Annotated in this window: 14 protein-coding genes; 10 read left to right on the top strand and 4 right to left on the bottom strand. The window is 75.8% G+C overall.

The features are described from left to right. Window positions 1-3: 3 nt before the first annotated feature. Both GY42_RS07980 and GY42_RS07975 read right to left on the bottom strand, forming a co-directional pair. A complete protein-coding gene (locus GY42_RS07980) occupies window positions 4-1,059 on the bottom strand; it encodes a FecCD family ABC transporter permease (RefSeq protein ID WP_046528938.1) in 1,056 nt (351 codons plus the stop codon). Further along, complete coding sequence (locus GY42_RS07975) at window positions 1,056-2,114, bottom strand: iron-siderophore ABC transporter substrate-binding protein (protein WP_046528937.1); 1,059 nt, start codon at window positions 2,112-2,114, stop codon at window positions 1,056-1,058. The genes GY42_RS07980 and GY42_RS07975 overlap by 4 nt, the downstream gene beginning before the upstream one ends. Window positions 2,115-2,494: 380 nt before the next feature. On the opposite strand from GY42_RS07975, the gene GY42_RS07970 reads away from it, so the two are divergent. The 10 genes from GY42_RS07970 to GY42_RS07925 all read left to right on the top strand — a co-directional run bounded on the left by GY42_RS07970 (window position 2,495) and on the right by GY42_RS07925 (window position 13,632). Next, entirely contained in the window at window positions 2,495-3,535 is a 1,041-nt protein-coding gene (locus GY42_RS07970; protein WP_046528936.1) for a zinc-dependent dehydrogenase, read from the top strand. A 138-nt stretch (window positions 3,536-3,673) separates the two neighbouring features. Next, window positions 3,674-5,275 carry a PTS mannitol transporter subunit IICB gene (locus GY42_RS07965; protein WP_046528935.1) on the top strand — a complete coding sequence of 534 codons (1,602 nt, stop codon included), beginning with the start codon at window positions 3,674-3,676 and terminating at the stop codon, window positions 5,273-5,275. Further along, a complete protein-coding gene (locus tag GY42_RS07960; RefSeq protein ID WP_082131414.1) occupies window positions 5,272-5,721 on the top strand; it encodes a PTS sugar transporter subunit IIA in 450 nt (149 codons plus the stop codon). The genes GY42_RS07965 and GY42_RS07960 overlap by 4 nt, the downstream gene beginning before the upstream one ends. 248 nt (window positions 5,722-5,969) lie before the next feature. Beyond that, the gene (locus GY42_RS07955) at window positions 5,970-6,731 is read left to right on the top strand and encodes a DeoR/GlpR family DNA-binding transcription regulator (protein ID WP_046528934.1); all 762 of its coding nucleotides are present in this window, start codon (window positions 5,970-5,972) and stop codon (window positions 6,729-6,731) included. Continuing rightward, a complete protein-coding gene (gene pfkB, locus GY42_RS07950; RefSeq protein WP_046528933.1) occupies window positions 6,728-7,675 on the top strand; it encodes a 1-phosphofructokinase in 948 nt (315 codons plus the stop codon). The genes GY42_RS07955 and pfkB overlap by 4 nt, the downstream gene beginning before the upstream one ends. A gap of 5 nt (window positions 7,676-7,680) precedes the next feature. Then, window positions 7,681-8,142 carry a PTS sugar transporter subunit IIA gene (locus GY42_RS07945; protein ID WP_082131413.1) on the top strand — a complete coding sequence of 154 codons (462 nt, stop codon included), beginning with the start codon at window positions 7,681-7,683 and terminating at the stop codon, window positions 8,140-8,142. Next, on the top strand, window positions 8,139-9,665 hold the full coding sequence (locus GY42_RS07940; RefSeq protein ID WP_046528932.1) for a PTS fructose transporter subunit IIC: 1,527 nt from the start codon (window positions 8,139-8,141) through the stop codon (window positions 9,663-9,665). Before GY42_RS07945 ends, GY42_RS07940 begins: the two co-directional genes overlap by 4 nt. A 56-nt stretch (window positions 9,666-9,721) precedes the next feature. Then, complete coding sequence (locus GY42_RS07935; protein WP_046528931.1) at window positions 9,722-10,018, top strand: HPr family phosphocarrier protein; 297 nt, start codon at window positions 9,722-9,724, stop codon at window positions 10,016-10,018. Beyond that, window positions 10,015-11,736, top strand: a complete 1,722-nt coding sequence (gene ptsP / locus GY42_RS07930) for a phosphoenolpyruvate--protein phosphotransferase (protein ID WP_082131412.1) — start codon at window positions 10,015-10,017, stop codon at window positions 11,734-11,736. The genes GY42_RS07935 and ptsP overlap by 4 nt, the downstream gene beginning before the upstream one ends. A gap of 282 nt (window positions 11,737-12,018) precedes the next feature. Next, the gene (locus tag GY42_RS07925) at window positions 12,019-13,632 is read left to right on the top strand and encodes a succinic semialdehyde dehydrogenase (RefSeq protein ID WP_046528930.1); all 1,614 of its coding nucleotides are present in this window, start codon (window positions 12,019-12,021) and stop codon (window positions 13,630-13,632) included. Window positions 13,633-13,677: 45 nt separating this feature from the next. Here the strand turns inward: GY42_RS07925 and GY42_RS07920 are convergent, their stop codons facing one another. Continuing rightward, the gene (locus tag GY42_RS07920) at window positions 13,678-15,822 is read right to left on the bottom strand and encodes an iron ABC transporter permease (RefSeq protein WP_236686748.1); all 2,145 of its coding nucleotides are present in this window, start codon (window positions 15,820-15,822) and stop codon (window positions 13,678-13,680) included. Between the two features lie 4 nt (window positions 15,823-15,826). Next, window positions 15,827-16,837 (bottom strand): ABC transporter substrate-binding protein, encoded by a 1,011-nt coding sequence (locus GY42_RS07915; protein ID WP_046528929.1) that lies wholly within the window; start codon window positions 16,835-16,837, stop codon window positions 15,827-15,829. Between the last annotated feature and the right edge of the window lie 8 nt (window positions 16,838-16,845).

Below are 16,845 nucleotides of genomic sequence, written 5' to 3'. Positions count from 1 at the left end.
CGGTCACAGCTCGCGCACCTTGTGGCGGCGGATGATCGCGATGAACACGGGCGCGCCGAGCACGGCCGTGACGATGCCGACCTCGACCTCCTGCGGGCGGGCGACGACGCGCCCCACGACGTCGGCCGCGAGCAGCAGCGACGCGCCGAGCACGGCGCTGTACGGCAGCAGCCACCGGTGCCCGGGGCCGGTGAGCACGCGCGCGAGGTGCGGGACGACGAGCCCCACGAACCCGATGGGGCCCGCGGCGGCGACGGCCGTGCCGCACAGCAGCACGGCCGCCACGCCGCCGGCGGCGCGCACGAGCCCGACGCGCTGCCCGAGCCCGACGGCGACGTCGTCGCCGAGCGCGATCGCGTCCATGCCGCGTGCGCTGCCGACCGCGAGGACGGCGCCCACGATCAGGAACGGCGCGAGCTGGCCGATCTCGGCGAGCGACGCGCGCCCGAGCGACCCGACCTGCCAGAACCGGAACGTGTCGAGCACGTCGGTGCGGCTGAGCAGCACCATCGAGATCGCCGAGCTCAGCGCGGCGGTGGTCGCGGCGCCGGCGAGCGCGAGCTTGAGGGGGGTCGCGCCCTCGCGCCCGAGCGAGCCGATCGCGTACACCAGCAGCGACGTGAGCGCGGCCCCCGCGAAGGCGAGCCACACGTACTGCGTGAGCGTCGACAGGCCCAGCAGCATGATGCCGAGCACGACCGCGAGTGACGCGCCCGAGCTGATGCCGAGCAGCGCGGGGTCGGCGAGCGGGTTGCGCGTGAGCCCCTGCAGGACGGCCCCGCCGACGCCGAGCGCGGCGCCCACCAGGAGCCCGAGGACGGTGCGGGCGACGCGCGACTGCACGGCGGCCTGCGCGATCTGCGACGTGTCGGGGTGCAGCACGCCCGCGACGACGTCCTGCCAGCCGACGACCCGTGCGCCGAACGCGAGCGACGCGAGGACCGCGAGCAGCAGCGCGACGACGCCGACCACGAGGCCGACGGCGCGGCGTCGGCGCAGCGACGCCGGCCGCACCCGGGCGGGCGCGGCCGGCGTGGCGGCGGTGGGGGTGAGCGTCACCCGACCTTCTCGGCGGCGGCCTGGAAGAGGTCGAGGTAGTCGTCGAGCGCCCACGGCAGCGACAGCACGGTCGGGCCGGACGTCGCGGCCGAGATCGGGTCGGTGTTGCCCAGCACGACGACCGAGCCGCGGGCGACGGCCGGGATCTTGCTGAACAGCGGGTCCGCCTGCAGCGTCGCGAGCATGGAGTCGTCGCCGTACGTCACGAGGATGTCGGCGTCGGCGAGCGTGTCGGCCTGCTCGGACGCGAGGTTGACGAAGAACTGGTCGGTGTCGCCCGCGAGGTCGACGACCGACGGCGCGTTCTCCAGCCCGAGGTCGGCCAGCAGCTGCACGCGCGCGTCGAGCGGCGTGTACACCCCGATCGTGCTGGGGTTCGACGGGTCGAACCAGGCGTAGGCGACGGTCTTTCCCTCGACGTCGGGGCGCTCGGCGAGCGCGGCGTCGATCTGGGCGAGCACGTCGTCGACGAGGGCCTGCGCCTCGTCCTTCTTCCCGATGGCCTCGCCGTCGATGAGGGCCATGTCCTTCCAGCTCGTGCCCCACGCGAACTTCGGGTACGACACGGTCGGCGCGATCTGCGAGAGCGTGTCGAAGTCCTCGCGGGTCATGCCCGAGTAGGCGCCGAGGATGACGTCGGGCTCGACGTTGTTGACGGCCTCCATGGGGATGCCGTCGGTCTCGTCGAAGAGCGTGGGCAGGTCGTCGCCCGTCGCGCCGAGGCCCTCGAGCGCCTCGTACGTCCAGGGCAGGACGCCGTCGCCGTCGTCGTCGCCGTAGGTCTGCGCGGCGAAGCCGACCGGGACCACGCCGAGCGCGATCGGTACGTCGTGGTTGCCCCAGTTGACGGTCGCGACGCGCTCGGGCTGCGACTCGATGGTCGTGTCGCCGAACGTGCTGGTGATGGTCACGGGGAAGTCGCCGGACGCGCCGGACGACGAGCCGTCCGTGGGTGTGCCGGCGGGGTCGCCCGACGAGCAGGCGGCGAGGAGGAGGGACGCGGCGGCGGCGGCGACGAGGGGTCGCAGGGCGCGGCGTGCGGGCGCAGAACGCATGGTGTCCTTCGCGGAGGGGGCGCGGGGCCGGGGCCCGTGCGGGCTCGTCCGGGCGACCCGCGGTACGGGTGCTAGGTGAGGCTTACCTTACGGCATCGCCGACCGCCTGGGCGAGGCGTGGGTGGGGACGGCGGCGGCGTTCGCATGGTGCGCCGCGCGGACGCGCCTCGTGCCGATGGCCCGTTCCCACATTGAGCGGCGCCCGTTCGGCACCGCTTGTGTGGGAATCTGTTGACATCCTCGTGTCGACTCGGTCATTCTGGACACGACGCGGGGGCACGTCACCCCCGCGCGAGGGACGGCCGACGACGACGTCCGCCCGGTGCGGCGTCGCACCGGGACGCCCGCCGCGGCCTCGAGCGCATGCTGCGAGGAGAGCGATGAAGGTCTTCCGGTTCTACGCACCCGGCGACGTCCGTCTCGAGGACGCCCCCGAGCCCGAGGTGGCCGCGGGGGAGGTGAAGATCCGGGTCCGCGCGTGCTCGATGTGCGGGACCGACGTCAAGATCTCGACGTCCGGGCACCAGCGCATCGTGCCGCCGCGCGTCATGGGGCACGAGATCGCCGGTGAGGTGGTCGAGGTCGGCGACGGCGTCGACGGCTGGGCGCCGGGCGACCGCGTGCAGGTCATCGCCGCCATCCCGTGCGGGCGGTGCGCGTGGTGCACGCGGGGCCTGGAGACGATCTGCCCGCACCAGGTGTCGATGGGCTACGACTACGACGGCGGGTTCGCGCCGTTCATGATCGTGCCGCCGACCGTGCTGGCCGTCGACGGGCTCAACCGCATCCCCGACGGCGTCGGGTTCGCCGAGGCCTCGGTCGCCGAGCCGTTCGCGTGCGCGATCAACGCGCAGGAGATCGCCGACGTGCACGACGGCGACACGGTCGTGGTCGTCGGCTCCGGGCCCATCGGCTGCCTGCACGTGCGGCTCGCGCGCGCCCGCGGGGCGTCGGCGGTCTACCTCGTCGAACTCAGCCGCGCGCGGCTCGACATGGCCGCCGACGTGGTCAAGCCCGACGCCGCGGTGTGCGCGTCCGAGCAGGACCCCGTCGAGGCCGTCCTCGAGCTCACGGACGGTCGCGGCGCCGACGTCGTGATCACCGCCGCCGCGTCCGGCGCGGCGCAGGAGCAGGCGCTGCGCATGGTCGCGCCGCGCGGACGCATCAGCTTCTTCGGCGGCCTGCCCAAGGATCGTCCGACCATCACGCTCGACTCCAACCTCGTGCACTACAAGGAGCTGACGATCGTCGGCGCCAACGGGTCGAGCCCCGCGCACAACCGCAAGGCCCTCGCGATGATCGCCGACGGTTCGGTGCCGGTCGCCGACCTCATCACCCACCGGCTGCCGCTCGAGCGCGTCGCCGAGGGCATCGACGTCGTGCGCTCGGGCGCCGGCATCAAGGTGACGATCGAGCCCTAGGGGCCGCCGACGTCACCACCGTCACCACCCGGGCCCACCGCCCGGCACCGCACCACCCAGCACCGCACCACGGATCAACGACGATCACCGGCCGGCGGACGTGCGCCCCGGCCCGACCAAGCGGAGCGTGACCCGGCCATGACCACCACCGCACCAGCCGCGCCGACCCTCAGCCGCGGACGGACCGCCCAGGTCCGCCTCCAGCGCTTCGGCGCCTTCCTCACCGGCATGATCATGCCCAACCTCCCGGCGTTCCTGGCCTGGGGCCTCATCACCGCGCTGTTCATCGCCGTGGGCTGGTTGCCCAACGGCGTGCTCGGCGGGTTCGGGAACGCCGACCTGCCCGGCGCCTGGCAGGGCGCGGCCACGCAGCTCGTCCAGGCCGACGACGGCACGACCTTCCACCAGTACCTCGGGCTCGTCGGCCCGATGGTCACCTACCTGCTGCCGCTGCTCATCGCGAACGCCGGCGGGCGCCTCGTCCACGGCGAGCGCGGCGGCGTCGTCGCGACGATCGCGACGCTCGGCATCATCGTCGGCAGCACCGTGCCGATGTTCCTCGGCGCGATGATCGTCGGGCCGCTCGCGGCGTGGGTCATGCGGCTGGTCGACGGGCTGTGGGAGGGTCATATCCGGCCCGGCTTCGAGATGCTCGTGAACATGTTCTCCGCCGCGATCGTCGGCGGCGCGCTGTCGGTCGGCGCGTTCTTCGGGATCGCGCCGCTCGTGACGCAGCTGAGCGCGTGGCTCGGGGACCTTGTCGGGTGGCTCGCCGACAACCACCTGCTGCCCGCGATGGCGCTCGTCGTCGAGCCGGCCAAGGTGCTGTTCCTCAACAACGCGATCGGCAACGGCGTGCTCGTGCCGCTCGGTGCGCAGCAGGTCGTCGCCGACGGCAAGTCGCTGCTGTTCCTCGTCGAGGCGAACCCCGGGCCGGGCCTGGGGATCCTGCTGGCGTACGCCCTGCTGGGCGTGGGCGCGGCCCGCTCGACCGCGCCGGGCGCGATCGTCGTGCAGTTCCTCGGCGGCATCCACGAGGTCTACTTCCCGTTCGTGCTCATGAAGCCCGCGCTGATCCTCGCCGCGATCGCGGGCGGCGCGACCGGCATCGCGACGAACGTCGTCTTCGGCAGCGGGCTGGTGGGGCCCGCGGCACCGGGCAGCATCTTCGCGGTGTACGCCCAGACCGCGCGCGACAGCTACCTGGGCGTGACGCTGTCGGTCGTGCTCTCGGCGGCGGTCTCGTTCCTCGTCGCGGCCGTGATCCTGCGCGCGACGCGCAAGCGTGACCTCGCGGCGGGCGAGAGCGGCGACCTGGCCGCGGCGGTCGCGCAGACCGAGGCCAACAAGGGGCGGTCCAGCGCGGCGCTCGGTGCGCTGGTGCCGGGTGCGCCTCCCGAGATCGGCGGGGAGGCCGGGCAGGGCGCGGACGTCGCGCCCGTGCGGGTGATCGTGTTCGCGTGCGACGCGGGCATGGGGTCGTCGGTCATGGGCGCGGCGGTGCTGCGGGACAAGCTCCGCAAGGCCGGTGCCGACGAGGTCACGGTCGTCAACAAGGCCGTCGCGACGCTCGACGACTCGGCGGACCTCGTCATCAGCCAGCGCGAGCTGACCGCGCGCGCCCGCCTCCAGGCGCCCACCACGCGGCACCTGTCGGTGGACAACTTCATGAGCAGCCCGGTGTACGACCAGGTGGTCGCCGAGGTCGTCGCCGCGCGGGACGGGACGGCGGCGCGGTGACGGGCGGCGGGGTCGACGTGCTGACCCGCGAGCTGTGCGTCGCGGACGGCCGTGCGACGACGTACGAGGAGGCCGTGCGCGAGGCCGGGGCGCTGCTGGTGGGTGCGGGCGCCGTGGCGCCCGGGTACGTCGAGGGAATGCTCGAGCGCGAGCGGACCATGACGACGTTCATGGGCAACGGCCTGGCGATCCCCCACGGCACGCTCGACGCGACGCCCCACATCCGTCGCTCGGCCGTCTGCGTGGTGCGCTACGCCGACCCGATCGACTGGAAGGGGTCACCCGTGCGCGTCGTGGTCGGGATCGCGGGAGCGGGCGGCGAGCACCTCGAGGTGCTGTCGCGCATCGCGCTCGTGTTCGCCGACCCCGACCAGGCCGACGCGGTCGCCCGCGCGACGACCGCGGACGAGCTGTACGCGCTCGTGGGGCGCGTGAACGTGACCTGACGGCCGCGGCCGCGGGCTGCGGCGGTCGCGGGACTCCGGGGTCCGGTGCGCGCGCACCGGGCCCCGGGCGCATCCGGGCACGGACCGCGCCCGGATCGGACACCGGTTGACCTGCAGCGATGTCCGTCACCACAGAAGCGGATGTTGATTCACTTCCGAACATGCCCGTTTGGCATTGACAGACGTGCCGGACGGGGTGATCCTGGGACGCAGCCGCCACCTCGGCGGCACGGGACGACGGAGTCGATGTGTACGCACCGGAGCGACACCAGCAGATCCTCACGCGCGCGCGGGCCGACGGCCGCGTCGACGTCACGCGGCTCGCTGCCGAGCTCGACGTCACGGCCGAGACGATCCGCCGCGACCTCACCGCGCTCGAGCGGCACGGGCTCGTGCGGCGCGTGCACGGCGGGGCCATCCCGGTCGAGCGGCTCGGGTTCGAGCCCGGGCTCGCCGACCGCGAGGGCCTGCTCTCGGGCGAGAAGGAGCGCATCGCCAAGGCCGCGCTCGACGAGCTGCCCGACGGCGGCGCGATCATCCTCGACGCCGGCACCACGACCGTCCGGCTCGCCGAGCTGCTGCCCACCGACCGCGAGCTCACGGTCGTGACGCACGCGCTGCCCGTCGCGACCGTCCTCGCGACGCGACCCGGCACCACGCTGCACCTCGTCGGCGGCACGGTCCGCGGGCGCACGCTCGCGGCCGTCGGGTCGTGGGCGCTGCGCGACCTCGCCGAGATCCACGTCGACGTCGCGTTCCTCGGCGCCAACGGCATCACCGCCGAGCACGGCGTCACGACGCCCGACCTCGCCGAGGCCGCCGTCAAGCGCGCGCTGGTGACCGCCGCCCGCCGCACGGTCGTCCTCGCCGACCACACCAAGGTCGGTCGGGTCGACCTCGCGCACGTCGCGGCGCTCGCCGACGTCGACACCCTGGTCACCGACGGTGCGGTCGAGCCCGAGCTCGCCGACGAGATCGAGGCCGCGGGCACGCGCGTGGTGCGCGCGTGATCGTCACCGTCACGCCCAACCCCAGCCTCGACCGCGCGCTCGACGTCGAGCGGCTCGAGGTCGGCGAGGTCAACCGCGCGCACGCCGCGCACGTGCACCCCGGCGGCAAGGGCATCAACGTGGCCCGGGCCCTCGCACGGCACGGCCTCGCCGCCGTCGCGGTCGTGCCCGCGGGCGGCGCCGACGGCGCGCGGCTCGTCGCGCTGCTCGGCGAGCACGGCGTCCCCGCCGTCCCCGTGCCCGTCGCGGGCGACACGCGCACCAACGTCACGCTCGTCGAGGCCGACGGCGTCACCACCAAGGTGAACGCGCCCGGCCCGCGGCTGGCGGACGCCGAGGTCGACGCGCTGCTCGCGGCCGTCGAGGACCAGCTGACGTCCGCGCCCCGCGCGGTCGTCGCCGCCGGGTCGCTGCCCGCCGGCGCCGGCGACGCGTTCTTCGTCCGGCTCGCCGGGCTCGCCGGGCGCCACGGCGTGCCGCTCGTGCTCGACACCTCGGGCGCCCCGCTCACGCGGGCCGTGCGCGCCGGCGGCCTGAGCCTCGTCAAGCCCAACGAGGACGAGCTCGCCGAGCTCGTCGGCCGCGACCTCGTCACCGTGGGCGACGTCGTCGCCGCCGCGCGCGAGGTCATCGCGCAGGGCACCACCGCGGTCCTCGTGAGCCTCGGCGCGCACGGTGCGCTGCTCGTGCGCGAGGACGGCACGTGGTGGGCCGGCGGCCCGCCGCTCGTGCCCCTGTCGACCGTCGGCGCGGGCGACTCCACGCTCGCGGGCTACCTCGCGGGCACCGGCTCGTGCGCCGACCGGCTGCGCACCGCCGTCGCGTGGGGCCGCGCCGCCGTCCTGCTCCCGGGCACCGAGGTGCCCGGCCCCGACCAGCTCGACCTCGACGCCGTCCGCGTCGTCGAGACCCCCGACCCCCACCTCGCACTGAAGGAGCTGTGAGACCCGTGAGCACCACCACCCCGCTGATCACCGCGGACCTGGTCGCCGTCGACCTCGCCGCGACCGACCGGACCGACGTCACGCGTCGGCTGATCGACCTGCTCGCGGCCGCCGGCCGCGTCACCGACGCCGACGGGTTCGCCGCCGACGTCGCGGCGCGCGAGACCCAGATGGCCACCGGCATGCCCGGCGGCGTCGGGCTGCCGCACGCGCGCTCCGAGCACGTCGTCGTCCCGAGCCTCGCGGTCGGCAAGCTCGCGCAGGGCGTCGACTGGGGCGCCCCCGACGGGCCCGCGCGCCTCGTCTTCCTCATCGCCGCGCCCGCCTCCGGCGACGCGGACCACCTGCAGATCCTCGCCGCCCTCGCGCGTCGCCTCGTGCACGAGTCCTTCCGGACGTCGCTGCTCGAGGCACCCGACGCCGCGACCGTCGCGCAGATCGTCACGCGAGAGGTCGTGCCGTCGTGAAGCTCGTCGCCGTGTCCTCGTGCCCCACGGGGATCGCCCACACGTACATGGCCGCCGAGGCCCTCGAGCAGGCGGGCAAGGCCGCCGGCCACGAGGTGCACGTCGAGACCCAGGGCGCCGCGGGATCGACCCCGCTCGACCCCGCGCTCATCGCCGCCGCGGACGGCGTCATCTACGCCGCCGACCTCGAGGTCAAGGACAAGCAGCGGTTCGCCGGCAAGCCGTTCGTCGACGTCGGCGTCAAGAAGGCCGTGCACGACGCGCCCGGCGTCATCGCCGCCGCGGTCGCCGCGGTCGAGGCGGGCGTGCCCGCCGGCGCCGCCGCCGCTCCCGCCGCGGCGCCCGCGACCAAGGTCGACCGCGACGCCGGTGCCGGCACCAAGGTGCGGCAGTGGCTCATGACGGGCGTGTCGTACATGATCCCGTTCGTCGCCGCGGGCGGCATCCTCATCGCGCTGTCGTTCATGCTCGCGCAGGTCGCGTGGGGCGGCGCCGAGGGCGCGATCGAGGTCACCAAGGTCGACGCGGCCACGGTCGTCGCGGCGTTCGACCCCGCGTCGCTGCAGGACTGGTCGGTCGTGCTGCTCAAGACCGGGCAGCTCGCGTTCGGGTTCCTCGTGCCCGTGCTCTCCGGCTTCATCGCGTACGCGATCGCCGACCGCCCCGGCCTCGTGCCCGGGTTCCTCGGCGGCGCGGCCGCCGGTTTCGTCGGCGCCGGGTTCCTCGGCGGCCTCGTCACGGGCTTCCTCGCCGGTGGCGTCGCGCTGTGGATCAGCCGCTGGAACGTCCCCAAGGGCGTGCGCGGCGTCATGCCGGTCGTCGTCATCCCGCTGCTGTCGTCGGCCGTGGTCGGGGTCGTCATGCTCGTGCTCATCGGGCGGCCCATCGCGGCCGCCATGGACGGGCTGACGGGCTGGCTCAACGGCCTGTCGGGCACCAGCGCGGTGCTGCTCGGGCTGCTGCTCGGCGCGATGATGGGCTTCGACCTGGGCGGGCCGATCAACAAGGTCGCCTACACGTTCGCGGTCACGGGCCTGGCCACCGAGGGTCTGGCCGCGGACGCGACGCAGTACCGCGTCATGGCCGCCGTCATGGCCGCCGGCATGGTCGCACCGCTCGCGATGGCCCTGGCCACCACGGTCCGCAAGCGGCTGTTCACGCACGCCGAGCAGGAGAACGGCAAGGCCGCGTGGCTGCTGGGCGCGTCCTTCATCTCCGAGGGCGCGATCCCGTTCGCCGCCGCCGACCCGTGGCGCGTCATCGTGTCCTCGGTGGTCGGCTCGGCTGCCACCGGGGCCCTCGCCATGGCGTTCGGCTCGACGCTCGTCGCGCCGCACGGCGGCGTGTGGGTCCTGCCGCTCATCGGCAACCCGCTCGGGTTCGTCGCGGCGGTCGTCGTCGGCACGCTCGTCAGCACCGCGCTGGTCGTGCTGCTCAAGTCCCTCGCGCACGACCCTGTCGTCGCCGCCGAGCGGGCCGCCGAGGAGCAGCGCGACGCGGCGCTCGTCGGGCAGCCCGCCTGAGCCCGGCGCCCGACCGTCCCGCCCCCACCCCCGCACCACCTCGAAGGAGAGCCACCATGGCCGAGCGCACCGTCGCCGTCGCGTCCCGCGTGGGCCTGCACGCCCGCCCCGCGATGCTGTTCACCCAGGCCGTCGCCGCGTCCGGCGTGCCCGTCACGATCGCCCGCGCGGGCGGCACGCCCGTCGACGCCGCGAGCATCCTGTTCGTCATGTCGCTCGGCGTGCCGCACGGCGAGGAGGTCACGCTCGCGGCCGACGGCCCCGACGCCGACCGCGTGCTCGACGAGCTCGTGACGCTGCTGTCGACCGACCTCGACGCCCCCGAGACCGAGGCCGCCGGGGGCGCGTCGTGACGACGACGTCCGCGGCCGACACCCCCGCCGGGACCGGGCTGCGCGGCGTCGGCGTGGGGCGGCGCGCGGTCGTCGGCCCGGTCGCCCAGGTGCGGCCGGCGCCGGACGTCGCACCCGACGCGCCGCTCCTCGTCGACGGGGCGCCGGCCACGCCCGCGCACGTGCGCGCGGTCGTCGAGCGCGCGTTCGCCGACGTCGCCGCCGGTCTGCGCGCGCAGGCCGAGGGGGCGGCGGGGACCGTGCGGGACGTGCTCGCCGCGACCGCGCAGATGGCCGACGACGCCGCGCTGCGTGGCCAGGTGCTCACGCGCGTCGACGGCGGGGAGCCGCCCGTCGCCGCGATCGACTCGGTCGTCGACGCGTTCGCGGCCATGTTCGAGCAGGCCGGCGGGTACCTCGCGGAGCGCGTCACCGACCTGCGCTCGGTGCGGGACCGGGTCGTCGCGCGCGTCGTCGGCCTGCCCGAGCCGGGCGTGCCGCACCTCGCGCAGCCGTCGGTCGTCGTCGCGCGCGACCTCGCACCCGCCGACACGGCCGCGCTCGACCTCACCCAGGTGCTCGCGATCGTCACCGAGCTGGGCGGCCCGACCGGGCACACCGCGATCATCGCGGGCCAGCTCGGGCTCCCGTGCGTCGTGCGCGTCGACGGCGCCACGGCGCTCGCGGACGGGACCGTCGTCGCGGTCGACGCCGCCGCCGGCACCGTGACGCCCGACCCCGACGACGCCGTGCGCGACGCGTTCGAGCGCCGCCGCGCGGCCGACGCCGCGCTCGCGCAGGACACCGGCCCCGGCGCGACCGCCGACGGGCACGCCGTCGCGCTGCTCGCGAACATCGGCACGGCCGCCGACGCGCAGCGCGTCGGTGCGGGCGCCGAGGGCGTCGGGTTGTTCCGCACCGAGGTGCTCTTCCTCGAGCGCACGCAGGCCCCGACCGTCGACGAGCAGACCGACGCGTACGCCGCGGCGCTGCGCGCGGTCGACGGGCGCAAGGTCGTCGTGCGCACGCTCGACGCGGGCGCCGACAAGCCGCTCGCGTTCGCGACGCAGCCCGACGAGGAGAACCCCGCCCTCGGCGTGCGCGGCTACCGGCTCGTGCGCTCGCACGCCGAGCTGCTCGACACGCAGCTCGCGGCGCTCGCCCGCGCGCAGGAGGCCACGGGGTCGACGCCGTGGGTCATGGCGCCGATGATCGCGACGCCCGACGAGGCCCGTGACTTCGCCGCCCGGGCGCGCGCCGCGGGCGTCGCGACCGTGGGCGTCATGGTGGAGGTCCCGGCCGCGGCCCTGCGGGCCCGGGACCTGCTCGCCGAGGTCGACTTCGTGTCGATCGGCACCAACGACCTCGCGCAGTACACGATGGCGACCGACCGCCTGCGCGGCGAGCTCGCCGACCTGCTCGACGTGTGGCAGCCCGCGGTGCTCGACCTGGTCGCCACGACGGCGCGCGCCGGGCTCGAGGCCGGCAAGCCCGTGGGCGTGTGCGGCGAGTCCGCGGCCGACCCGCTCATGGCGCTCGTGCTCGTGGGCCTCGGCGTCACGAGCCTGTCGATGGCCGCCGGGGCGCTGCCCGCCGTGCGGTACGCGGTCCGGCACCACACGCGCGCGACGTGCGAGGCGATCGCGGGCGCCGTGCTGCGGGCCCGCACCGCGGCCGACGCGCGCGCCGCCGCGCTCGCGCTCGTCGACCCCGACGTCGCGGCGACGCTCGCGCTCTGACGTGGCTGTGCTCTGACGTGCGCGTGCTCTGACGTGCGCGTGCTCTGACGTGCCCGAGCCCCGGACGGCTCGGGCTCCGAGACGGCCCCGCCGTGAGACACGTGGTGCGCGAGACCGGGCGCAGGTCGCTCCTCGTCCGGGGTGAGCGACCTGCGCCCGGTCTCGCCCGTGCGTCGTCCCGCGGGGCGGGCGCCGATCGGCCGGATCCAGGCCGTCCGGGCGGCGCCAGCGGGTCGCGGCGGGTCGCGGTCGGGTCGCCCGGCCCCGGCGTAGATTGGCGTGATGGCGCACGAGCATGCCGACCTGCACGACCCCGAGACCGACCCGCTCGCGACCTACGTGCTCGAGCCCGACGACGTGCGGCCCCTGCTGGAGCACGTCGTCGCCGGCCCGGGGCACGCGACGGCCACGTCCATCGCGCCGTTCACGGGCAGCCCCGTGGCGGCGGTCCCGCTGACCTCGGTGGACGACCTGCCGGAGGCGGCCCGGCGGGCGCGTGCCGCGCAGCGGACGTGGGCCGCGCGACCCGTCGCCGAGCGCGCCGCGGTGCTGCTGCGTGCGCACGACCTGCTGCTCGAGCGGCAGTCCGACGTGCTCGACCTGCTGCAGGTCGAGACGGGCAAGGCGCGCACGCACGCGTGGGACGAGGTCGGCGACGTCGCGAACGCGGCGCGGTACTACGCGTTGCGCGCGCGTCGCCTGCTCGCGCCCCGCACCGTCCGGGGGCTGTTCCCGCCGTTCACGTCGGCGCGCGTGCTGCGTCACCCCGTGGGCGTCGTCGCGGTGATCACGCCGTGGAACTACCCGCTGTCGCTGGGCCTCGGGGACGCGCTGCCGGCGCTCGTCGCGGGCAACGCCGTGCTGCTGCGCGCCGACCCGCAGACCGCGCTCACGCTGCTGTGGTCCGCCGAGCTGCTCGCCGACGCGGGCCTGCCCGACGACCTGCTGCAGGTCGTGGTCGGCGGCCCGGACGTCGGCATGGGCCTGCTCGAGCACGTCGACCACGCGGGGTTCACCGGGTCGACCCGCTCGGGGCGCGTGGTCGCCGCGCGGGCCGGTGAGCTGGGCGTGCCCGTGACGCTCGAGCTCGGCGGCAAGAACGCGATGTACGTCGCGGCGGACGTCGACGTCGAGGCCGTCGCCGAGGGAGCCGTGCGCGCGTGCTTCGGCTCCGCCGGGCAGCTGTGCGCGAGCGTCGAGCGGATCTACGTCCACGAGGACGTGCGCGAGGCGTTCGTCGACGCGTTCGTCCGGCGCACCGCCGGGCTGCGCCTGGGCGCCGGGCTCGACTACCGCGCCGACATGGGGTCGCTCGTCGGCCCCGCGCAGCTCGCGCGCGTCGTCGAGCACGTCGAGGACGCGGTCGGCCACGGCGCGACCGTCCTGGTGGGGGCCGAGCAGCGCCCCGACCTCGGCCCGTACTTCTACGAGCCGACCGTGCTGGCCGACGTGCCCGACGTCGCGCGCCTGCACCGCGAGGAGACGTTCGGGCCCGTCGTCGCGGTGTACCCCGTCGCGTCCGACGACGAGGCCGTCGCCGCGATGAACGACTCCGACCTGGGCCTGGTCGCCGCGGTCTGGACGCGGTCGGCCGCGCGCGGGGCCGCGCTCGCGGCGCGTGTGCGCGCCGGTGCGGTGGCGGTCAACGACACGCACCAGCTGATCTGGGGGACCGTCGGCGCGCCCGTCGGCGGCGTCGGGGCGTCCGGGTACGGGCGGCGCCACGGCCGCGAGGGCCTGTGGGAGACCACGTGGACCCAGACGGTCGTCGCGCAGCGCGGTGTGCACACCGGGCGTGGCGTCGGCATGCGGCAGCTCGAGGCGCTCGGCTCCGAGGTCCGGGCGAGCGTGCTCACGCGGCTGCTGCGCGCCGAGCGGGCGCTGAGGCTGCCCTGACGCACGGTCGCACGTCGCACGTCCTGCCGCCGCACGCGCGCGACGTCACCGGTCGGTGCGGATCCGCCACAGCAGCCACAGGAAGTACGGAGTGCCGATGAGCGACGTCACGAGCCCCGCGGGCAGCTGCGCGGGCGCGATCGTGGCGCGGCCCACGAGGTCGGCGACCACGACCAGCGTCGCGCCCAGCAGCACCGTGAGCGGCAGCAGCAGCGCGTGCCGCTTGCCGATCAGCAGGCGCGCGGCGTGCGGCGCGACGAGCCCGACGAACGCGACGACGCCGATCGACGCGGTCGCGGCGGCGGTCAGCACGATCGCCAGGGCGACGTGCACGAGCCGCGCGCGCGGCACCGCGACGCCGAGCACGCGCGGCGTGAGGTCGTCGAGCTGCAGCACGTCGAGGTCGCGCGACGTGCGCACGAGGACGGCCGCGGCGAGCACCAGCACGACGACCATCGGCAGCTGCTGGACCCACGTCGCGCCGTAGGTCGAGCCCGCGAGCCACGTCATCGCCTTGTTCTGGTTCCACGGGTCGGAGCGCACCAGCAGCAGCGTCGTCAGCGCGCTGCTGAACGCGCCGATGCCGACGCCGACGAGCACGGTGCGCACCTGGTCGCCGCCGCGCGTGCCGCCCAGCAGGACCACGGCCGCGACGGCCGCGCCCAGCAGCGCGCCGCCGAACAACGTCGCGAAGCCCGCGGCCGGCACCGCGACGATCGTGACGACCGCGCCGAGCCCCGCCGCCGACGACACGCCCAGCACGCCGGGGTCGGCGAGCGGGTTGCGCGTCACGGCCTGCACGAGCGCACCGGCGAGCGCGAGGCACGCGCCCGCGAGCAGCGCCGCGAGGACGCGCGGCACGCGCGAGTCGAGGATGATCTCCAGCCGCACCGACGCCGCGCCGCGCAGCCACAGGTCGACGTCGCCGAGCAGCAGCGCGCGGTCGCCGAGCAGCACGGCCGCCACGAGCGCGGCGAGCAGAGCCGCTCCGGCAAGGGTCAGCACGAGCCAGGGCGCGCGCCGCCCGAGAGCGGTGCCGGCGCGCATGCCGGCGAGCGCCTCGCCGGTGTCGCCGCTGCGCAGCCGGCGTGCGAGCACGATCAGGAACACGGCGCCGAGCGCGCTCGTCACGACGCCCGTGGGCACGGTGACGCCGGCGACCGACCCGAACACGGCGCGCAGCAGCACGTCGGCGGTGAGCACGAGCGCGACGCCGGTCGCGGCGCTCGCGAGGATCAGCACGCGGTGCCGCGTGAGCTGCCGGACGCGCCGCGCCGCGAGGCGCACGAGCAGTGGCGCGCACAGCCCGACGAACCCGATGGGCCCGGTGACGGACACCGCGGACGCCGCGAGCAGCACCGCGACGACCACCACGACGACGCGCGTGGCGCCGACCCGCATGCCGAGCGACCGCGCCGCGTCGTCGCCGAGCTGCAGCACGTCGAGCCGCCGCGCGAGCAGCAGCAGCGCGACCACGCCCGCGGCGACCACGGGCAGCACGCGCACGACCGTCGCGGAGCCGTTCTGGCTCAGGGACCCGGCGCCCCACGCGAACATGCCCTGCACCTCCCACGGCAGCAGCAGCATGACGACCGACGTGATCGACGCGAGACCCATCGTGACGACCGAGCCCGCGAGGACGAGCCGCACCACCGACACGCTGCGCCCGCTCGACAGGCCGATCACGAGCGCGGCCGCGGCGATGCCGCCGACGAACGCGACGCCGACGCCCGCCAGCGGCGCGAGCGTCGTGCCGAACGCCGAGGCCAGCGTCAGCGCGAGGTAGGCGCCCGCGTTGACCGCCGTGGTGTCGGGCGACGCGAGCGGGTTGCGCGCGACCGCCTGCATCGCGGTGCCGGACGCGCCGAGCGCCGTCCCGACGAGCACCGCGGCGAGCAGCCGGGGCACGCGGGACTCGACGACGACCGCGGCCGCCTGGTCGACCGCGTCACCGGTGACGAGCGCGAGCAGGTCGCGCAGGCCGACGTCGGCCGTGCCCTGCACGAGGTGCAGCACGACCGCCGCGAGCACCCACGCCGCGACGAGCGCGAGCACGACGCCCACGCGCAGGGACCCGCGGCGGGGCGTCCGGGGGAGGGGGACGCCCGGGGCGTCCGGGCGGGCCGCCGCGGCAGCGGGACGCGCGACCGCCGGGGGCGGGGCGTCGTCCCGCTGCCGCAGCGTGCTCACCGGGTCAGGCCTCCGCCGTCAGCTGCGCGACGAGGTCGTCGCTCCACGCCATCATCGACGCCGGGCCGCCGTACGCCCAGATGCCGACGGCCGCGCGGTGCACGTGCCCGGCCTGCACGAACGGCAGGCTCTCCCACACGGCGTTGCCCGCGAGGGCCGTCGTGACGACGTCGTCCTCGTCGTCGTTGCCCCAGTAGAGGAAGCGCGTGTCGGCGGGCAGCTGCGTGAGGCCCTCGAGGTCGATGTTCGCCAGGCCGTACGCGTCGTCGCCCGGGTCGGTCCACGCGGCGGCCAGGCCCATGCGCTCGGCGACGGCCTGCACGGCGGTGCGGGGCCCGTGCATGCGGATCGTGAGGTTGGCGCCGTCGGAGTACGGCGACGTCAGCACGACGGGCGTGCCCGCGAGGCCCGCGGCCTCGAGGGTCGCGGCGTTGTCGGCGAGCCGCGCGTCGAGGTCGTCGAGCACGTCCTGCGCGACGTCCTCCTTGCCGAGGGCCGTCGCGATGGTCGTGAAGTCCTCGGTGACGCGGCCCAGCGGGTCGGACGCGTCCGCACCCGCCATGAGCACCACGGGCGCGACGCGCTCGAGCTGCTCGAGCGCGCCCTCGGGGACCGACGTGAGCACGCCGACGATGAGGTCGGGCTCGAGGTCCGCGATGGCCTCGACGCTCGGCTCGCGGCGCAGGCCGACGTCGACCGTCTCGGACGCGAGCGGTGCGGCCGTGCCGACCCAGCTCGTGTACCCGGTGGGGTCGGAGACGCCGACGGGGTCGACGCCGAGGGTCTGGACCATCTCGACCTGGGCCCACTCGAGCGCGACGACGCGCTCGGCGGGTGCGTCGAGCGTGATCTCCTCGCCGCGCGCGTCGGTGACCGTGATCGGCTCGCCCTGCGCGGCGGCGCCGGTCGAGGTGGGTGCCTCGGCGGCGGCGCCGTCGCTCGTGCCGCACGCCGCGAGCAGCAGCGGCAGGGCGAGCGCGACGACGGCCGCGCGGGCGGGACGGGTGGTGCGCATGGGTGTGT

It is taken from the genome of Cellulomonas sp. FA1, from assembly GCF_000986825.1.
In the GTDB taxonomy this organism is placed as follows: domain Bacteria; phylum Actinomycetota; class Actinomycetes; order Actinomycetales; family Cellulomonadaceae; genus Cellulomonas; species Cellulomonas iranensis.
Note: the sequence above shows the minus strand (reverse complement) of the source record. Positions and strands in the feature narration are given on the sequence as shown.

What these genes read in the sequence shown, in the direction of transcription:
- GY42_RS07915 (WP_046528929.1), bottom strand. Translation starts at nt 16,837, where the DNA reads ATGCGCACCACCCGTCCCGCCCGCGCGGCCGTCGTCGCGCTCGCCCTG.
- GY42_RS07925 (WP_046528930.1), top strand. Translation starts at nt 12,019, where the DNA reads ATGGCGCACGAGCATGCCGACCTGCACGACCCCGAGACCGACCCGCTC.
- GY42_RS07935 (WP_046528931.1), top strand. Translation starts at nt 9,722, where the DNA reads ATGGCCGAGCGCACCGTCGCCGTCGCGTCCCGCGTGGGCCTGCACGCC.
- GY42_RS07975 (WP_046528937.1), bottom strand. Translation starts at nt 2,114, where the DNA reads ATGCGTTCTGCGCCCGCACGCCGCGCCCTGCGACCCCTCGTCGCCGCC.
- GY42_RS07965 (WP_046528935.1), top strand. Translation starts at nt 3,674, where the DNA reads ATGACCACCACCGCACCAGCCGCGCCGACCCTCAGCCGCGGACGGACC.
- GY42_RS07970 (WP_046528936.1), top strand. Translation starts at nt 2,495, where the DNA reads ATGAAGGTCTTCCGGTTCTACGCACCCGGCGACGTCCGTCTCGAGGAC.